The 17482-nt window shown below is 67.5% G+C and carries 14 protein-coding genes; 13 read left to right on the forward strand and 1 reads right to left on the reverse strand.

Annotated features, from left to right (window positions below):
- The first annotated feature begins 2 nt into the window (after positions 1-2).
- The 4 genes from AC3FOF_RS06410 to AC3FOF_RS06425 all read left to right on the forward strand — a co-directional run bounded on the left by AC3FOF_RS06410 (position 3) and on the right by AC3FOF_RS06425 (position 5449).
- On the forward strand, positions 3-1253 hold the full coding sequence (locus AC3FOF_RS06410; RefSeq protein ID WP_488726077.1) for a lipoprotein-releasing ABC transporter permease subunit: 1251 nt from the start codon (positions 3-5) through the stop codon (positions 1251-1253).
- Positions 1246-1992 carry a lipoprotein-releasing ABC transporter ATP-binding protein LolD gene (gene lolD, locus AC3FOF_RS06415; RefSeq protein WP_276264182.1) on the forward strand — a complete coding sequence of 249 codons (747 nt, stop codon included), beginning with the start codon at positions 1246-1248 and terminating at the stop codon, positions 1990-1992. Before AC3FOF_RS06410 ends, lolD begins: the two co-directional genes overlap by 8 nt.
- Before the next feature lie 32 nt (positions 1993-2024).
- On the forward strand, positions 2025-2915 hold the full coding sequence (locus tag AC3FOF_RS06420; RefSeq protein WP_488726078.1) for a TatD family hydrolase: 891 nt from the start codon (positions 2025-2027) through the stop codon (positions 2913-2915).
- A 62-nt stretch (positions 2916-2977) separates the two neighbouring features.
- The gene (locus tag AC3FOF_RS06425) at positions 2978-5449 is read left to right on the forward strand and encodes a DNA internalization-related competence protein ComEC/Rec2 (protein ID WP_488726079.1); all 2472 of its coding nucleotides are present in this window, start codon (positions 2978-2980) and stop codon (positions 5447-5449) included.
- On the opposite strand, the gene AC3FOF_RS06430 is transcribed toward AC3FOF_RS06425, so the two are convergent.
- The gene (locus tag AC3FOF_RS06430; protein ID WP_488726080.1) at positions 5361-6299 is read right to left on the reverse strand and encodes a MurR/RpiR family transcriptional regulator; all 939 of its coding nucleotides are present in this window, start codon (positions 6297-6299) and stop codon (positions 5361-5363) included. The two genes, AC3FOF_RS06425 and AC3FOF_RS06430, sit on opposite strands and share 89 nt — an antisense overlap.
- Before the next feature lie 315 nt (positions 6300-6614).
- On the opposite strand from AC3FOF_RS06430, the gene edd reads away from it, so the two are divergent.
- From edd to kdsA, 9 genes are all read left to right on the forward strand, one after another.
- Positions 6615-8501 carry a phosphogluconate dehydratase gene (gene edd / locus AC3FOF_RS06435; protein ID WP_488726081.1) on the forward strand — a complete coding sequence of 629 codons (1887 nt, stop codon included), beginning with the start codon at positions 6615-6617 and terminating at the stop codon, positions 8499-8501.
- A gap of 185 nt (positions 8502-8686) precedes the next feature.
- Complete coding sequence (locus AC3FOF_RS06440) at positions 8687-9196, forward strand: gluconokinase (RefSeq protein WP_017229819.1); 510 nt, start codon at positions 8687-8689, stop codon at positions 9194-9196.
- Between the two features lie 283 nt (positions 9197-9479).
- Positions 9480-10952, forward strand: a complete 1473-nt coding sequence (locus AC3FOF_RS06445; protein WP_276264178.1) for a circularly permuted type 2 ATP-grasp protein — start codon at positions 9480-9482, stop codon at positions 10950-10952.
- A gap of 103 nt (positions 10953-11055) precedes the next feature.
- On the forward strand, positions 11056-12009 hold the full coding sequence (locus tag AC3FOF_RS06450; RefSeq protein WP_017229821.1) for an alpha-E domain-containing protein: 954 nt from the start codon (positions 11056-11058) through the stop codon (positions 12007-12009).
- Positions 12010-12056: 47 nt separating this feature from the next.
- The gene (locus AC3FOF_RS06455; protein ID WP_488726082.1) at positions 12057-12881 is read left to right on the forward strand and encodes a transglutaminase family protein; all 825 of its coding nucleotides are present in this window, start codon (positions 12057-12059) and stop codon (positions 12879-12881) included.
- A gap of 130 nt (positions 12882-13011) precedes the next feature.
- On the forward strand, positions 13012-13833 hold the full coding sequence (locus AC3FOF_RS06460; RefSeq protein WP_035816109.1) for a proteasome-type protease: 822 nt from the start codon (positions 13012-13014) through the stop codon (positions 13831-13833).
- 31 nt (positions 13834-13864) lie between these two features.
- A complete protein-coding gene (locus AC3FOF_RS06465; protein ID WP_276264176.1) occupies positions 13865-14701 on the forward strand; it encodes an alpha/beta fold hydrolase in 837 nt (278 codons plus the stop codon).
- A gap of 169 nt (positions 14702-14870) precedes the next feature.
- Positions 14871-16523 (forward strand): CTP synthase, encoded by a 1653-nt coding sequence (gene pyrG / locus AC3FOF_RS06470; RefSeq protein ID WP_017225198.1) that lies wholly within the window; start codon positions 14871-14873, stop codon positions 16521-16523.
- A gap of 31 nt (positions 16524-16554) precedes the next feature.
- A complete protein-coding gene (gene kdsA, locus AC3FOF_RS06475; protein WP_488726083.1) occupies positions 16555-17427 on the forward strand; it encodes a 3-deoxy-8-phosphooctulonate synthase in 873 nt (290 codons plus the stop codon).
- The last annotated feature ends 55 nt before the right edge of the window (positions 17428-17482 follow it).

A 17482-nucleotide genomic window follows, 5' to 3' on the forward strand; every position in this document is an offset into this window, starting at 1 on the left:
TCTTGAACTTCCCCTACGAGTGGCAGATCGGCTGGCGCTACACTCGCGCAGGCAGGCGGGCCAGCCGCAACGCCTTCATTTCCTTTATCTCGATGATTTCCATGGCCGGCATCGCGCTGGGCGTGGCGGCGCTGATCGTGGTGCTGTCGGTGATGAACGGCTTCCAGAAGGAAGTGCGCGATCGCATGCTGTCGGTGCTGTCGCATATCGAAGTGGTCGGCCCCGGGGCGCTGCCCGACTGGCAGAAGACCGCCGCCGAGGCGATGCGCAACCAGGAGGTGATCGGCGCCGCGCCCTATGTGGCGGCCCAGGCCATGCTGATGCGGGAGGATGTCGTGCGTGGCGTGCTGCTGCGCGGCGTCGAGCCGTCCGAGGAGCCCAAGGTGTCCGATATCGGCAAGCAGTTCCGGTCCGGCGCCATGGAGCGCCTGCTGCCGGGCGAATTCGGCATCGCGCTGGGCAATGAACTGGCCAGCGCCATGGGCGTGCAGGTGGGCGACAAGGTGACCCTGGTGCTGCCGCAGGGCGCCGCCATGGCGGCAGGGTCGACGCTGCAGTTCAAGCAACTCACCGTGGTCGGTGTGTTCTCGGCGGGTCACTTCGAGTTCGACAATACGCTGGCGCTGATCAATATCGAGGACGCGGAGGCCATGTTCCACCTGACCGGGCCCACCGGCGTGCGTTTGAAGCTGGCAGACATGCAGCGCGCACCGCAGGTGGCCGATGCGCTGGCCGGCACGCTGACCGGCGAGCTCTACCTGCGCGACTGGACCAGGCAGAACCGCAACTGGTTCGCCTCGGTACAGACCCAGAAGCGCATGATGTTCGTCATCCTGACGCTGATCGTCGCGGTGGCCGCCTTCAACCTGGTGTCCACGCTGGTGATGACGGTGACGGACAAGCAGGCCGATATCGCCATCCTGCGCACCATGGGCGCCCAGCCGGGTTCGATCACCAGGATCTTCATCGTGCAGGGCGTGGCCATCGGCTTCATCGGTACGCTGGCCGGCGTCGCCGGCGGTGCGCTGATCGCCTGCAATATCGATGTGATCGTGCCCTTTATCGAGCGGCTGCTGCATGTGCAGTTCCTGCCGCGCGACATCTACTTCATCAGTGAATTACCTTCGGACCCCCGCGTGAACGACATCGCCACCATCAGTATCATCTCTTTCGTGCTGGCCACGCTGGCCACGCTTTACCCAAGCTGGCGCGCCGCCCGCGTCAACCCCGCGGAGGCGCTGCGCTATGAGTGAAGCCCTGTTGCGCGCCGAACCGGCCGGCAGCGCCGCCGACGCACCCGGCAAGGCCGCTGGCACGCCCGTGCTGCTGGCCGAGGGCCTGACCAAGCGCTTCCGGCAAGGCGGGCTTGACGTCACCGTGCTCAAGGGCGTGGACGTGCGGGTGGAAGCGGGCGAGAAGGTCGCCATCGTGGGCGCTTCCGGCTCCGGCAAGAGCACGCTGTTGCACGTGCTGGGCGGACTCGACAACCCGGACAGCGGCCGCGTCGCGTTGCAAGGCAGGCCCTTTACGTCGCTGCGCGAGAGCGAGCGCAATATCGTGCGCAACCGCGAGCTGGGTTTTATCTACCAGTTCCACCACCTGCTGCCCGAATTCACCGCGCTGGACAACGTGGCCATGCCGCTGCGCATCCGTGGGCTGCGTCAGCCCGAGGCGCGCGCGGCGGCGCTGGCGGTACTGGAGCGGGTGGGCCTGGGCGACCGGGCGCAACACCGGCCCGGCGAGCTGTCCGGCGGCGAGCGGCAACGGGTAGCCATCGCCCGCGCGCTGGTCGGCAGTCCGGCCTGCGTGCTGGCCGACGAGCCTACCGGCAACCTGGATGACCACACCGCGGGCGGCGTCTACGACCTGATGCTGGAACTGTCGCGTACGCTTGGCACCAGTTTCGTGATCGTGACCCACGACCTCGACCTGGCCAGCCGTTGCGATCGCGTGCTGCGCCTGCGCGACGGGCATATCCACCAAGAGCGCTGAGGCGCAGCGACGCACAGCCATACAGGCACGCCATGTGGATCGATACCCATTGCCACCTCGACGCCGGCGAATTCGATGCCGACCGTGATGCCGTGGCCGCCGCGGCGGCCGCGGCCGGCGTCACTGGCATTGTGCTGCCGGCGGTGGCCGTGTCGAATTTTGCCGCGGTGCGCGCGCTGGCGCAGCGGCACGATAGCTGTGTCTACGCGCTGGGCATCCACCCGCTGTGCACGCCAGGCGCCGCCCAGGCCGATCTCGACGCCTTGCGCCGGGAGGTGGCCGCGTCGCTGGGCGATCCGCGCTTTGTCGGTATCGGCGAGATCGGGCTCGATTTCTTCGTGCCCGGGCTTGATGCCGGGCACCAGACCTGGATCTATGCCGAGCAGCTCAGGATTGCCCGTGAGTTCGACTTGCCGGTGCTGCTGCATGTGCGCAAGTCGCAGGACCAGGTTGCGGCGCAGTTGCGCCGCATCGGCGTGCGTCAGGGCATTGCCCATGCCTTCAACGGCAGCGTGCAGCAGGCGCAGGGTTTTATCGACCAGGGCCTCAAGCTGGGTTTCGGCGGCAATCTGACCTTCAGCCGCGCCAGGCAGATCCGGCGCCTGGCGCAGGAGTTGCCGCTCGACGCCATCGTGCTCGAAACCGACGCCCCCGATATCGCGCCCGCGTGGCTGTCCGGCGACCAGTTCGGCGAGCAGCACAAGGCGCGCAATACGCCGGCCGAAGTGGCGGGGGTGGCGAAGGTGCTGGGCGCGTTGCGAGGCCTCGATGCTGCGCCGCTGGCCCAGGCGATGTGGCGCAACTCGGTGGCCGCGCTGCCGCGGCTGGCTGCCTTCGCGGCGACCATGGCGCCATCCGCGCCGCCCGCATCGCGGCTTCCGGCCTCGGCCGAAACAATCCGCAACCTTCCAGTCTCATCCTGACAAGTTTCGCGGCCGGTAACGGCCGTATAAGCAGACGCATACGACTTCCTCCGGGAGCTGGCATGCGTCTGATCCTGCTCGCCTTCGTGGCGGGTTGCTGGTGGCTGCAGCAACAGGGCTCGCTGCCGCGTGGCGGCGTAGCGTGGGGGCTGGCCGCGGCCGGCCTTGCGGCCGCCGTGCTCGCCTTGCGCTGGCGTACGCGCCATCGCAGATGGGCGCGCGCGGCCTTGCTTGCCCTGTCCGTGCTGGCTGGCTTCGGCTGGTCGGCATGGCGTGCGGAGCTCTGGCTGGGCGAGAGCCTGGCGCCGGAGCGCGAAGGCGTCGACCTGGTGCTGAGCGGCGTGGTGGCCGGCCTGCCGGCACAGGCCGGGCGCGGCCAGCGCTTCGCGTTCGCGCTCGATGATGCCGCTTTGCAGCCGGATCCCGATCCGGGTCTGGCGCGCGGTATTCCCTCCCGCATCCTGCTGGGCTGGGACGATGCGCCGGCCGGGCTGCGTCCCGGTGAACGCCACATTTTCTCGTTGCGCCTGCGCCGGCCGCATGGCCTTGCCAATCCCCATGGCTTTGACTACGAGTACTGGCTGATGGCGGCGGGACTCGGCGCCACCGGTCACGTGCGGGATGTCCGGGGCGAGCCGCAGGAGGCGGTCGGCGAACGGGTGGCGTGGCGGATCGCGCGATGGCGGGCGCAGGTACGCGACCACATCCTGGGCAGCCTGCCCATGGACGCCCGCTTCGCCCCGGTACTGGCGGCCCTGGTAGTGGGGGACCAGCGCGGCATCCAGGGGCGGGACTGGATCCTGTTCACGCGCACCGGCATCGGTCACCTGATCAGCATCTCGGGGCTGCATATCACCATGATCTCCGGCCTGTTTTCCAGTCTTGCGTTCTGGCTGTGGCGGCATTCCTTCGGCCTCGGCCGGTGGCTGCGGCGGCCCCTTCCGCTATGGTGGCCGGCCCGGCGCGCAGCCTTGGTGGCGGCCGTGCTGGCGGGCCTGGCCTACGGCTTGCTGGCTGGCATGCAGGTGCCGGCGCTGCGCACCGTGTCGATGCTGGCGGTAGCGGCGCTTGCCTTGTGGGGCGGGCGCACGCCGCCGGCTTCGCTGGTGCTGGCGTGGGCCGCGTTCGTGGCGATCGGGCTGGATCCCTGGGCTGTGCTGTCGCCGGGCTTCTGGCTTTCCTTTGGCGCGGTGGGCGTGATCTTCCTGGCCGCGGCGCAGCCTGCCGCTGGCGCCACCGCCAGGTGGTGGCAGCGCCTGCGCAACACGCTGGCGCAGGCTGCGCGCACGCAGTGGGCGGTCACCATCGGGCTGGTGCCCTTGACCCTGCTGCTGTTTCAGCAGGTTTCGGTGATTTCGCCGCTGGCCAATGCGGTGGCCATTCCGCTGGTCAGCCTGCTGGTGACGCCGCTGGCCCTGCTGGCGGCGGCCTTGCCCGCGCCGCTGGCCGGCTGGCTGCTGAGTGCCGCCCATGCGCTGCTGCACTGGCTGGTGGCTGGGCTGGAGTGGCTGGCGGCGCCGCCGTGGGCGGTATGGCAGGCGGCGCGCGCGGGTCCGCCGGCGCTGGCGCTGGCCGTGCTCGGCGCGCTGCTGTTGCTGGCGCCGATACGCTGCGGGCTGCGCGCGCGCCTGCACGGCGTGGTGCTGTTGCTGCCGATGGTGGTGGCGGGGCGGCAGCCGGTGGCGCATGGCGAGTTCCGCGCGACCGCGATCGACGTGGGCCAGGGCAATGCCGTGCTGGTGGAGACGCGCTCGCACGTGCTGCTGTACGACGCCGGGCCGACCTACGGCTGGGGCGCGGAGCGGGGCCAGCCGGGCAATAGCGCCGGTGCCCGCGCCATCGTGCCGTACCTGCGCGGCGCGGGCGTGCAGCGGCTGGACCAGATGGTGATCAGCCATGAAGACCCCGACCATGCCGGCGGCGCACGCGATGTGATGGCGGCGCTGACGGTGGATAGCCTGCTGGCGGGCGCTCCGCCCGGGCACCGGCTGCTCGCGCCGCATGCGGGCGCGGCAGCACCGGAGGCGGGGCCTTGCGAGGCCGGGCAGCAATGGGAGTGGGACGGGGTGCGCTTTGCCATGCTGCATCCCTTGCCGGGCTACGCGCACAACACCGCCATCGACAGCAATGCGCGCAGCTGCGTACTGAGGGTGGAGGGAAGCGGGCGCAGCCTGCTGCTGACCGGCGATATCGGCCGGCGGACCGAGGCCGCCATGCTGGAGCGCCTGCCGCTGCAGGACTTGCGCGCCGACTTCATGCTGGTGCCGCACCACGGCAGCACCACCTCATCGAGCGGATCCTTCCTGGCGGTGGTGGCGCCCGAGCTGGCGCTGTTCCAACTGGGCTACCGCAACCGCCACGGGTATCCGCGCCCAGAGGTGTGGGATCGCTATGGTTCGTACGGGGTGGCCCGCTATCGCAGCGACGAGACCGGCGCGGTCCAGGTCACGACGCGCGGCGAGTCCTACGCGGTGCAGGCTTACCGCCAGCACGAGCGCCGCTACTGGCGCGCGGCGCCACCTGCGCCTCGCTGAGGTTCGCGGGTTCCGCCTGGGCTATGCGGCGCTCGCGCAGATGCGCCTTGGCCCGCTGCAGGCCGGCGGAAACGATATCGGCGCGCTCCAGCGCGACGCCGGCCGCGAGCACATCGCCCAGCACCAGGTGGCAGATGCGGGAGGTCATCGGGGTGTACACCTCGCTGTCCTCCTCCACGTCGGAGAACACGCAGACATCGGCCAGCGCGGCCAGCGGCGAGCCGCTGTGGGTCAGCGCCAGCACGCTGGCGCCGCTGGCGCGGGCCAGCGTGGCGGCCGCCAGCATGTCCCAGGTGCGCCCGCTGTTGGAGACCAGCACGGCCACGTCGCCGGGCCCGAGCAGCGCTGCCGACATGCTGAACACATGCGAGTCCGAGTATGCCGTGGTAGGGATGCCGAGGCGGAAGAACTTGTGCTGGATGTCGAGCGCGACGATGCCCGAGTTGCCGCAGCCATAGAACTCGATGCGGTGCGCTGCGGCGAGCAAGCGGATGCCGTGCTCGATCTGGTCTGCCGACAGCGCGTTGCGCACCGTCATCAGGGTCGCGATGGTGCGGTCGAAGACCTTGCCGGCAATGTCGGCGGGACGGTCCTCGGCCTTGACGTCCTGGTGGACGAAGGGCGTGCCGCCGCCTACGTTCTGGGCAAACTGGAGCTTGAATTCGCGAAAGCCGTCATAGCCCAGCGCAGCGCAAAAGCGCGCAATGGTGGGCTGCGACACGCCAGCACGCTCGGCCAGTTCGGGCATCGACAGACGGATCACGCTGGCGCCGTGGCGGGCCACGTAATCGGCCAGGCGGCGTTCGGAGGGGCGAAGCGTGTCGTAGACGGCAAGGATTCGGTCGCGCATGGTAGGGGTGGGCTTTGCTGGTGCCAGGGGCGTTCTTTCTGCTTCAGGTCATGGCCCCGGCATCTGGAGGTCTGAATGTTCAATGCTATGTAGATATTCTACATAATTCCGGATGGGGTCAGCGCTGACCGGGTGCGGTCTTTCTTTAGGGGTTTCACCTATTCTAGGCATATTTGTTGAATATAAGGCGCTTTGTGATGTGCTGGTACGGTGCTTTTGGAGAGGCTTTGGATATAATGTAGAAAATCTACAGATAAAAGCCGTTCACCAGTACTCCCGGATACGATCCCGAATCACGACCAGGAACTCCCCCGAATGTCACAAGCCCTCCACGCCGAAGTCCAGGCCGTCACCGCGCGCGTGATCGCGCGCAGCCGCGGCAGCCGCGCCGCTTACCTGGCGCGCTGCGAACGTGCCCAGCAAGAGTTGGGTCCCCTGCGCGGGCTGTCCTGCGCCAACCTCGCGCACGGACTGGCCGCGCTGCCGGCGCACGATAAGCTCAAGCTGCGTGTCGAGCATGCTGCCAATCTCGGCATCGTCACCGCCTATAACGACATGCTGTCGGCCCACCAGCCGTACGAACGCTACCCCGGCGTGATCCGCGCGGCCGCGCGTGCGGTCGGCGCGGTGGCGCAGGTGGCCGGCGGCGTACCGGCGATGTGCGACGGCATCACGCAGGGCAATGCCGGCATGGAACTGTCGCTGTTCTCGCGCGACGCCATCGCCATGGCCACGGCGGTCTCGCTGTCGCATAACACCTTCGATGCCGCGCTGATGCTGGGCGTCTGCGACAAGATCGTGCCGGGCCTGCTGATGGGCGCGCTGCAGTTCGGCCATCTTCCGGTGGTGTTCGTGCCGGCGGGACCGATGTCTACCGGCTTGTCCAACAAGGAAAAGGCGCGCGTGCGCCAGCTTTACGCGACCGGCCAGGTTGGCCGCGAAGTCTTGCTGGAGGCCGAATGCGAGGCTTACCACGGGGCCGGTACCTGCACCTTCTACGGCACCGCCAACAGCAACCAGTTCCTGATGGAAATCATGGGGCTGCACATGCCGGGCGCGGCCTTCGTGCATCCCGACAGCGGCTTGCGCGACGCGCTCACCGCAGCCGCCGCGCAGCGCGCGCTGGCGCTGACCGCGCGCGGTGCCGGCTACCTTCCGCTGGCGCGTATCGTCAATGAGCACGCGGTCGTCAATGCGGTGGTCGGCCTGCTGGCCACCGGCGGTTCGACCAACCACACCATTCACCTGGTGGCGATGGCGCGCGCGGCAGGGATCATCATCGACTGGGATGATTTCGACCGGCTCTCGCGCATCACGCCGCTGCTGGCGCGGGTCTATCCCAACGGTTCGGCCGATGTGAATCATTTCCATGCCGCCGGCGGCGTGGCCTATGTGATTCGCCAGTTGCTCGACGCCGGGCTGTTGCACGAGGATGTGGAAACGGTGGCCGGGCGCGGCCTGGCGCGCTACACGCAGGAGCCGGTGATGATCGATGGCGAACTGCTGTGGCGCGATGGCGCCGCCGTCAGCGGCGATGCGGCGGTCCTGGCCACCGCGGCCGAGCCGTTCTCGGCCGAAGGCGGCTTGCGCTTGCTGCAGGGCAATCTCGGCCGCGGCATGATCAAGGTTTCCGCTGTCGCGCCCGAGCACCGGGTGGTGGAAGCGCCGGCGCGCGTATTCGATTCGCAGGAAGGCCTGCAGGCTGCCTTCGAGGCTGGCGAACTCGCCGGCGATATGGTCGCGGTGGTGCGCTTCCAGGGGCCCAATGCCAATGGCATGCCCGAGTTGCACCGCCTTACGCCGGTGCTGGGCTCCCTGCTGGACGCCGGCCACAAGGTCGCGCTGGTGACCGACGGGCGCATGTCCGGTGCTTCCGGCAAGGTGCCGGCGGTGATTCATGTGGGCCCGGAAGCACTTGCGGGCGGCCCGCTGGCGCGCGTGCGCGATGGCGACCGCATTCGCGTGGACGCCGTGGCCGGCACCCTCGAATGGCTCGGCGGCGCCGATGGCGAGACCGTGCTGGCGGCGCGCCCCTCGGCGGTACTGGCGGACGACGCTTTCGCCAGCTTCAGCGTCGGCCGCGGCCTGTTCGGCCTGTTCCGGCGCAACGCGCGGATCGCGGAGGAGGGCGGCAGCGCGCTCGACCTGTCCGAGGCCGATGCGCCCGGCGCTGTCCATGCGGGCGCAGCCGTCGCACAATAGGCAGGCGGCGCCTTAGTGTCATTTGTGTTCCCGTGAGCCGACGGCTACGGGGACGACCCCAAGCCGGCGCATGCGCGGCCTATCATGGCCCCATGGCCGGAACGCTTCCGGAGCCAGCCGGCGGCCGGCGCGGGGACTACCGACAAGGATGGGAAAACCATCCGACCATGATCGTTGGAGCAGACATGATCTACATCCTGATGGGCGTTTCCGGCAGCGGAAAGACCACGGTCGGCCAACTGCTGGCCAAGACCCTGCATTGCGGCTTCCATGACGCCGACGAATTCCACAGCGACGCCAACAAGGCGAAGATGCACAACGGCATTGCGCTGACCGACGAAGACCGCTGGCCCTGGCTCGCGGCCATGCGCGCGGCCATCGACACGGCCCGCGCCGAGGGGCGCACCCATGTGTTCACCTGCTCGGCGCTGCGGCAGGCCTATCGCGACCGCCTGACGCCGCCCGATGGCGGCGTGACCTTTGTCTTCATGAAGGGCGACGCCGCGGTGATCGGCGGCCGCCTGGCCGGGCGCAGCGAGCATTTCTTCAATCCGGCGCTGCTGCAAAGCCAGTTCGATACGCTCGAGGAGCCGTGCGACGCGCTGGTGCTCGACATCCGCCAGACGCCGGAAGCGCTGGTGCAGCGTATCCTGGCCGAGGTGCCTGCCGGGGCAGGCGCGGCGGTAGCGCGCTAAAGCGCTGCCGGCGGCGCCGGCAGCGGGTCGATAGCCGGCTACGGGAGGGGCTGGCAGATATCTTGCTTAATCCATCTTCGATGGCGCGAACGTCCGCTGCTTGCGGCTTTCGCGGCCATAGGTATCCTATAGGGACAGCACTTCGAATATGACGAGACGGTTCGCGGCGATGCCGCCGGACCTCGGGTGATGATCTCAAGGTGCTGTGCCGGGAAATAGAAGCCAATCAAAACGGGGTTGCCGGTAGTTTGGGCGGCGCCCGAATCATGGAGGAACGGCCATCATGGCGGCGCGGTTTTTCGACGAGATGCTCGATTGGCAAGATGGCGTGGCAGCAGCGATCCACGCGGGGCAGTCCCTGCCGGCAGGCGCGGTGCGGGGGCACTACAAGCATTTCGCAGACTGGTTGGCACGACAGTCCGAAGGCACCATGGGCAACAAGCGCGCGGAGGCGGACCTGATCTTCCGGCGCGTGGGCATCACCTTCGCCGTGTACGGCGACAAGGATGAGTCCAACAGCGGCACCGAGCGGACCATCCCGTTCGACGTGATTCCCCGTATCTTTCCCGCCAGCGAGTGGGCCACGCTGGAGCGCGGGCTGCGTCAGCGGGTAGCGGCGCTGAATCGCTTTATCCACGATATCTACCACGGCCAGGACATCATCCGCGCCGGCGTGATCCCGCCCGACCAGATCTACAACAACGCGCAGTACCGGCCCGAGATGCTGGGCATCGACGTACCGCGCGATATCTACGCGCACATCGCCGGCATCGACGTGGTGCGCGCGGGCGAGGGCGAGTTCTACGTGCTGGAAGACAACCTGCGCGTACCCTCCGGTGTCTCCTACATGCTGGAGAACCGCAAGATGATGATGCGCCTGTTCCCGGACCTGTTCGCGCGCAACCGCGTGGCGCCGGTGGCGCACTATCCGGACCTGCTGCTCGACATGCTGCGCGGGGTCTCGCCGCAGAACATCGCCGATCCCACCGTGGTGGTGCTGACGCCCGGCATGTACAACTCCGCCTACTTCGAACACGCCTTCCTGGCCCAGCAGATGGGCGTGGAACTGGTCGAGGGCAGCGACCTGTTCGTGCAGGACGATCATCTCTACATGCGCACCACGCAAGGCCCGCAGCGCATCGACGTGATCTATCGCCGGGTCGACGACGACTTCCTCGACCCGCTGGTGTTCCGGCCCGATTCCGCGCTGGGCGCGGCCGGGCTGCTGTCGGTCTATCGCGCCGGCAACGTCAATATCTGCAATGCCATCGGCACCGGCGTGGCCGACGACAAGTCGATCTATCCCTATGTGCCGGACATGATCCGCTTCTACCTCGGCGAAGACGCGATCCTGAACAACGTGCCGACCTATATGTGCCGCCGCCCCGACGACCTGCAGTACGTGCTCGACCACATGGACGAACTGGTGGTGAAGGAAACCCATGGCGCCGGCGGCTACGGCATGCTGGTGGGGCCGGCCGCCACGCGCGCGGAGATCGACACCTTCCGCGAGGTCGTGCGTGCGCGTCCGGAGCAATATATCGCGCAGCCCACACTGGCGCTGTCGACCTGCCCGACCTATGTGGAGTCGGGCATCGCGCCGCGCCACATCGACCTGCGGCCGTTCGTGCTGTCGGGCAAGGACGTGCGCATGGTGCCCGGCGGCCTGACCCGGGTGGCGCTGCGGGAGGGCTCGCTGGTGGTCAACTCCTCGCAGGGCGGGGGCACCAAGGACACCTGGGTGCTGGAGCGCTGACACGCGGCTGCGCGTGCACACGCGAGACTAGTTTGGGGATCCGCGCCGGCCGCCGCCATGCCGGCGGCGCGCGGGCGCACAGCGCAACACGAGGGGACTGACCATGCTTAGCCGCACCGCCGACCACCTGTTCTGGATGGCGCGCTATACCGAGCGCGCGGAGAACACCGCGCGCATGCTGGATGTGAATTACCAGACTTCGCTGCTGCCGCAATCGGCGGAAGTGGCGGAGCAGGGCTGGTGGGCCATGCTCGACATCTCCGAGCTGACCAGCGTGTTCGACCACAAGTACGGCCTGCTCACGCGCGACGACGTGATCGACTTCATGGTGCGCGACATGACCAATGTGTCGTCGATCATGAGCTGCCTGCGCGCGGCGCGCGAGAACGCGCGGGCGGTGCGCGGCTCGCTGACCACCGAGGTGTGGGAGACCATCAACACCACCTGGCTGGACGTGCAGCGCATGATTGCCGACGGCGTGCTGCGCGAGGATCCGTCGCAGTTCTTCGAATGGGTCAAGTTCCGCTCGCACCTGGCGCGTGGCGTGCAGTTCGGCACCATGCTCAAGGACGATGCCTTCCACTTCATGCGGCTGGGGACCTTCCTGGAGCGCGCCGACAATACCGCGCGGATACTCGACGTGAAGTTCCAGGCCAGCAGCGTGGACGACAGCGACCCCAACCGCGACGCCAACGATTTTTATCACTGGGCGGCGGTGCTGCGCTCGGTGTCGGGCTTCGAGGTCTACCGCAAGATCTACCGTACGGTGATCACGCCGGAGCGGGTGGCGGAGCTGCTGGTGCTGCGCCCGGACATGCCGCGCTCGCTGGTGGCCAGCATGGACGAAGTGGTGGCGATCCTGGCGCTGGTGGCCAACCAGCATTCGTCGGAGACCGAGCGGCAGGCTGGTAAACTCCACGCCGATTTGAAATATGCGCGCATCGACGACATTTTCGCCGTCGGCCTGCACGCTTACCTGACCAGTTTCCTGGAGCGCATCGGCGACCTCGGCAATGGCATCAGCCGGGACTTCCTCGTGCCGCTGGTGACTGCCTGACCCACCTAGTGTCTGGAGTGGGGTGGTCGTGACGGCCTCGCCACATCGTGAAATACAAGATCCATCACAAGACCGTCTACCGTTATGCCGAACCGCTCCTGCGCAGCGTGCACGAACTGCGGCTCGCGCCGCGCTCCGGCCCGCTGCAGGCTGTGCGGGAGTGGCAGCTGACGGTGCCTGGCAACCTTTCCGAGGCGCGTGACGGTTTCGGCAATATCGTCCATAGCTTTACCGTGGCGGGGCCCGCGCATACGCTGGTGATCGATGCCGCCGGCGTGGTCGAGGTGACGCCGCCCGGCGGCGCGCACGCGCCGGTGTTCTGCGACGCGCCGCCTGCGGGGGAGACCCGGGTGTCGCCGCTGTACTATCTCGGCGGCACGCCGCTGACGATGCCGGTGCCGGAAATGATCCGTTTCGCCGCGCCCTACCTGGCGGCGGGACATGAGGTGCCGGCGCTGTTGGCGCTGGCCGGCGGGATTGCCGGGCGGGTGCGCTACAGGGCCGATAGCACTGATGTGGGTACTTCTGCCGGCGAAGCGTTTGCGCTAGGCAGCGGGGTCTGCCAGGACCAGGCGCAGGTAATGGTGGCGTGTTGCCGTGCCCTTGGCATACCGGCGCGTTATGTCAGCGGCTATTTCTACGACCCGGCGGCGTCGGCACTGGCCAGCCATGCCTGGGCCGATGTCTGCGTGGATGTGGGCAAGGAGCTATGGTGCAGCATCGATGTGACCCACCGCTGCCTGAGCGATGCGCGCCATGTGCGGCTGGCGGTGGGGCGCGACTACCGCATGGCCGCACCGGTGCGCGGCGTGCGCGAGGGCGGCAGCGGCGAGCGGCTGGCCGTCGAGATCGCCATTGCACCATGGGTGTAGGCCGAGTGGTGCGCGATGCACTGAAACGGAGCGCGGCCCGGTGCTCCGGTCGTATCGGAGGGGCGCTAGAATGTGGCCTGGTCCCGTGCGGTGCGCCGGGCGCGATCGCGCACCATAACAAGACAAGATCATGACGTATTGTGTAGCCATGCGGCTGGATGCCGGCCTGGTGTTCCTCTCCGACTCCCGCACCAATGCCGGGGTCGACGCGATTTCGACCGCACGCAAGATGACCGTGTTCGAGGAGCCCGGCGATCGCGTCATGGTGTTGCTGAGCGCCGGTAACCTGGCGATCAGCCAGTCGGTGCGCCAGATCCTGGCCGAAGGCCGCGACGAGAAGCGTTCCTTGTGGACTGCCCGCGACATGTTCGAGGCGGCTTCCATCGTCGGCGATGCGGTGCGCCAGGTGCACAAGCACGATGCCCATGCCCTGCGCGAGGCTGGCATCGAGTTCAATGTGAGCCTGATTTTCGGCGGCCAGATCCATGGCGAGCGGGCGCGGCTGTTCCATGTGTATGCGGCGGGCAATTTTGTCGAGGCCACGCCCGAGAATTGCTACTTCCAGATCGGCGAGGCCAAGTACGGCAAGCCCATCATCGATCGCCTGGTCGAGCCGTCGCTGCCGCTGGGCGAGGCGGCCAAGTGCGCGCTGGTGTCGATGGATTCCACGCTCAAGTCGAATATCTCGGTGGGCCTGCCGCTGGACCTGCTGGTCTACGAGACCGATTCGCTGCGCGTGACCCGTTTTGTCAGCATCGACGAGAAGAACGCCTATTTCCGCATGATCCGCGACACCTGGGGCCACCGGCTGCGGCAGGTGTTCGGCGAGATCAACGATCCCGAGTGGGATGCTGCGGCGCCGGCTGAATTCCCGCTGGCGCGCCAGAACGAAAATGACCGCTGGGGCCAGCCCGTGCGCGCCAGTCGCGAACGCGCGGCCACGCGCGACTGACGGCCGGCCAACGGCCCGCCACAACCCACCGATGCGCGACATCCTGCATTTTTCGCATGCCAACGGCTTTCCGGTCAGTACCTACCGCAAGCTCTTTGCCCTGCTAGAAGACGACTTCGAGATCCGCGCCGTGGACCGCTACGGCCACGACCCGAAATTCCCGGTCACGCGCGAGTGGCCGCACCTGGTCGATGAGTTGCTGGCCTCGCTGGAGCGGAATTACCGCGAGCCGGTCTGGCTGGTAGGGCATTCGCTAGGTGGCTTCCTGTCGCTGATGGCGGCGCTGCAGCGCCCGCAATGGGTGCGCGGCGTGGTGATGCTCGACTCGCCCGTGATCGCCGGCTGGCGTGCCGCCCTGCTCAAGGCCGGGCAGCGCTTTGGCCTGGACGAGCGGCCGGGGCCGGCGGCGGTGACGCGGCGGCGGCGCACCCATTGGCCGGACGCGGAGGCGGTCTGGCAGCATTTCCGTGCCAAGCCCGTGTTCGCGGCGTGGGACGAGGAAGTGCTGCGCGACTATGCCATGCACGGCACCGAGCCCACCGGCAACGATGCGGAACGCCGCCTGCGTTTCGAGCGGGAAATCGAATACAGGATCTATCGCACGCTGCCCACCAGCCTGGGCTCGCGCGTGGCCCGCGGAGCGCCGGTGCCGGTCGGCTTTGTCGCCGGCACGCGTTCGCGGGAAGTCCGGCAATGCGGGCTGGGCGCCACGCGCAAGCTGGTGGGCGAGCGGCTGCGCTTCATAGAAGGTGGGCATCTCTATCCAATGGAGCGCCCCGGGCAGACCGCCACGCTGATCGGCGAGCTGATCGACGCCATGCGGACGGATTTGCCTGCGGCCCGGAATGGGTCTACGGTAATCGCATGAGTCCGCGCCGCAGCGGCGGCGGAGCGTTCTCCGGCGGGACGCGGCAGGGTGCGCCTGCGAAGCGGCGGATGCGCCTCAACGGTGCACGGCAATGCTGCTTGTCACAAATGCGGCGGTGCAGCAGCCGGGGTCTCATGTATAATCCCGATTTCCCCGGCAAGCTCGGTTTATGACCAAATTCGTCTTCGTCACCGGTGGCGTCGTCTCTTCTCTCGGCAAGGGCATCGCTGCTGCTTCGCTCGCGGCCATTCTCGAGTCGCGCGGCCTCAAAGTCACCCTCCTCAAGCTCGATCCCTACATCAACGTCGATCCCGGCACGATGAGCCCCTTCCAGCATGGCGAAGTGTTCGTCACGGAAGACGGCGCGGAAACCGACCTCGATCTCGGCCACTACGAGCGTTTCGTCTCGGCCAAGATGCGCAAGTCGAACAACTTCACCACGGGCCAGATCTACGAGTCGGTGATCCGCAAGGAACGCCGCGGCGAGTACCTCGGCAAGACGGTGCAGGTGATTCCGCACATCACCAACGAGATCCAGGCCTTCATCGAGCGCGGCGCGGCTGCGTCGCACGGTGGCAAGGCCGACGTGGCCCTGGTGGAGATCGGTGGCACGGTCGGCGATATCGAGTCGCTGCCCTTCCTGGAAGCCGCGCGCCAGATGAGCCTGCGCATGGGTCGCAACCACGCCGCCTTCGTGCACCTGACGCTGGTGCCGTTCATTGCCAGCGCCGGCGAGCTGAAGACCAAGCCGACCCAGCATTCGGTGCAGAAGCTGCGTGAAATCGGCATTTCGCCGACCGCGCTGCTGTGCCGCGCCGACCGCCCGATCCCGGACGACGAGCGTGCCAAGATTTCGCTGTTCGCCAATATCCCGCAGGAAGCCGTGATCTCGGTGTGGGACGTCGACAGCATCTACAAGATTCCGCAGATGCTCAACGAGCAAGGCCTCGACCGCCTGATCTGCGAGGAACTGCGTATCGATCCGAAGCCGGCCGATCTCTCCATGTGGCAGCGCCTGGTCAATGCCCAGGAAAATCCGCAGCACGAGATCACCATCGGCATGGTCGGCAAGTATGTCGACCTGACCGAGTCGTACAAGTCGCTGATCGAAGCGCTGCGCCACGCCGGCATGCACACCGCCACCCGCGTGAACATCGAGTACATCGATTCGGAAGAACTCGAATCCGGCCACCTCGAAGTGCTCAAGCCGCTGGACGCCATCCTGGTGCCGGGCGGCTTCGGCAAGCGCGGCACGGAAGGCAAGATCCGCGCGATCCAATATGCGCGCGAGAACAAGGTGCCGTACCTGGGCATCTGCCTGGGCATGCAGCTGGCGGTGATCGAGTTTGCCCGCCACGTGGCGGCCATGGCCGATGCCAACTCGACCGAGTTCAACCTCGAAACCGAGCATCCGGTGGTCGCGCTGATCACCGAATGGGTCGACCGCGAAGGCAAGGTGGAGCAGCGCTCCGCCGATTCCGACCTGGGCGGCACCATGCGCCTTGGCGCGCAGCGCGTGCCGGTGAAGGCGGGGACCAAGGCTGGCCAGATCTATGGCGCGGAAGTCAACGAACGCCATCGTCACCGCTACGAAGTCAACAACCACTATGTGCCGACGCTGGAAAAGGCGGGCATGGTGATTTCGGCGCGTACCCCGACCGAAGACCTGCCCGAGATGATGGAGCTGCCGGAAAGCATGCACCCGTGGTTCGTGGGCGTGCAGTTCCACCCGGAATTCACCTCCACCCCGCGCGACGGCCATCCGCTGTTCAAGGCCTACGTGGAAGCGGCGCTGGCCAGCCAGCAGCGCAAGGCGGGCTGAGGCCCCCGGCACCGCAAGCAGGAGACTAGTGATGAAACTCTGTGGATTTGACGTCGGCCTGGACCGGCCGTTCTTCCTGATCGCCGGTCCGTGCGTGATCGAGTCCGAGCAGATGGCGCTGGATACCGCCGGCGAGCTCAAGGCGATCACGGGTGAGCTCGGTATCCCGTTTATCTACAAGTCCTCGTTCGACAAGGCCAACCGCTCGTCGGGCAGGACCTTCCGCGGGCTGGGCATGGAGAAAGGGCTCGAGATCCTCGCGACCGTCAAGCGCGAGATCGGCGTGCCGGTGCTGACCGACATCCACGAGATCGACGAAGTCAAACCGGTGGCAGCGGTGGTCGACGTGCTGCAGACGCCGGCCTTCCTGTGCCGGCAGACCGATTTCATCCGCGCCTGCGCGCAGAGCGGCCGCCCCGTCAACATCAAGAAGGGGCAGTTCCTCGCGCCGCACGACATGAAGAACGTCATCGACAAGGCACGCGATGCCGCGCGCGAGGCGGGGCTGCCGGAAGACAGCTTCATGGCTTGCGAGCGCGGTGTATCCTTCGGTTACAACAACCTGGTCTCCGACATGCGCTCGCTCGCGATCATGCGCGAGACCGGAGCGCCGGTGGTATTCGACGCCACACACTCGGTGCAGTTGCCGGGCGGCCAGGGCACCAGCTCCGGCGGCCAGCGCGAGTTCGTGCCGGTGCTGTCGCGCGCCGCCGTTGCGACCGGTGTGGCGGGCCTGTTCATGGAAACCCATCCGGACCCGAGCAAGGCCATGTCCGACGGCCCCAACGCGGTGCCGCTGTCGCGCATGAAGGAATTGCTGACGGTGCTCAAGGAACTCGACACGCTGGTCAAGCGCTCGGGTTTCCTTGAAGACAATTTCAGCTGGCCGGCGAGCTGCGCCTGAGCGCGCGGTGCCGTTGCCGTCATGGCCGTCATCAGGCGGCCATGATCAGCCAGAT

Source organism: Cupriavidus sp. 96C5-1, from assembly GCF_057798855.1.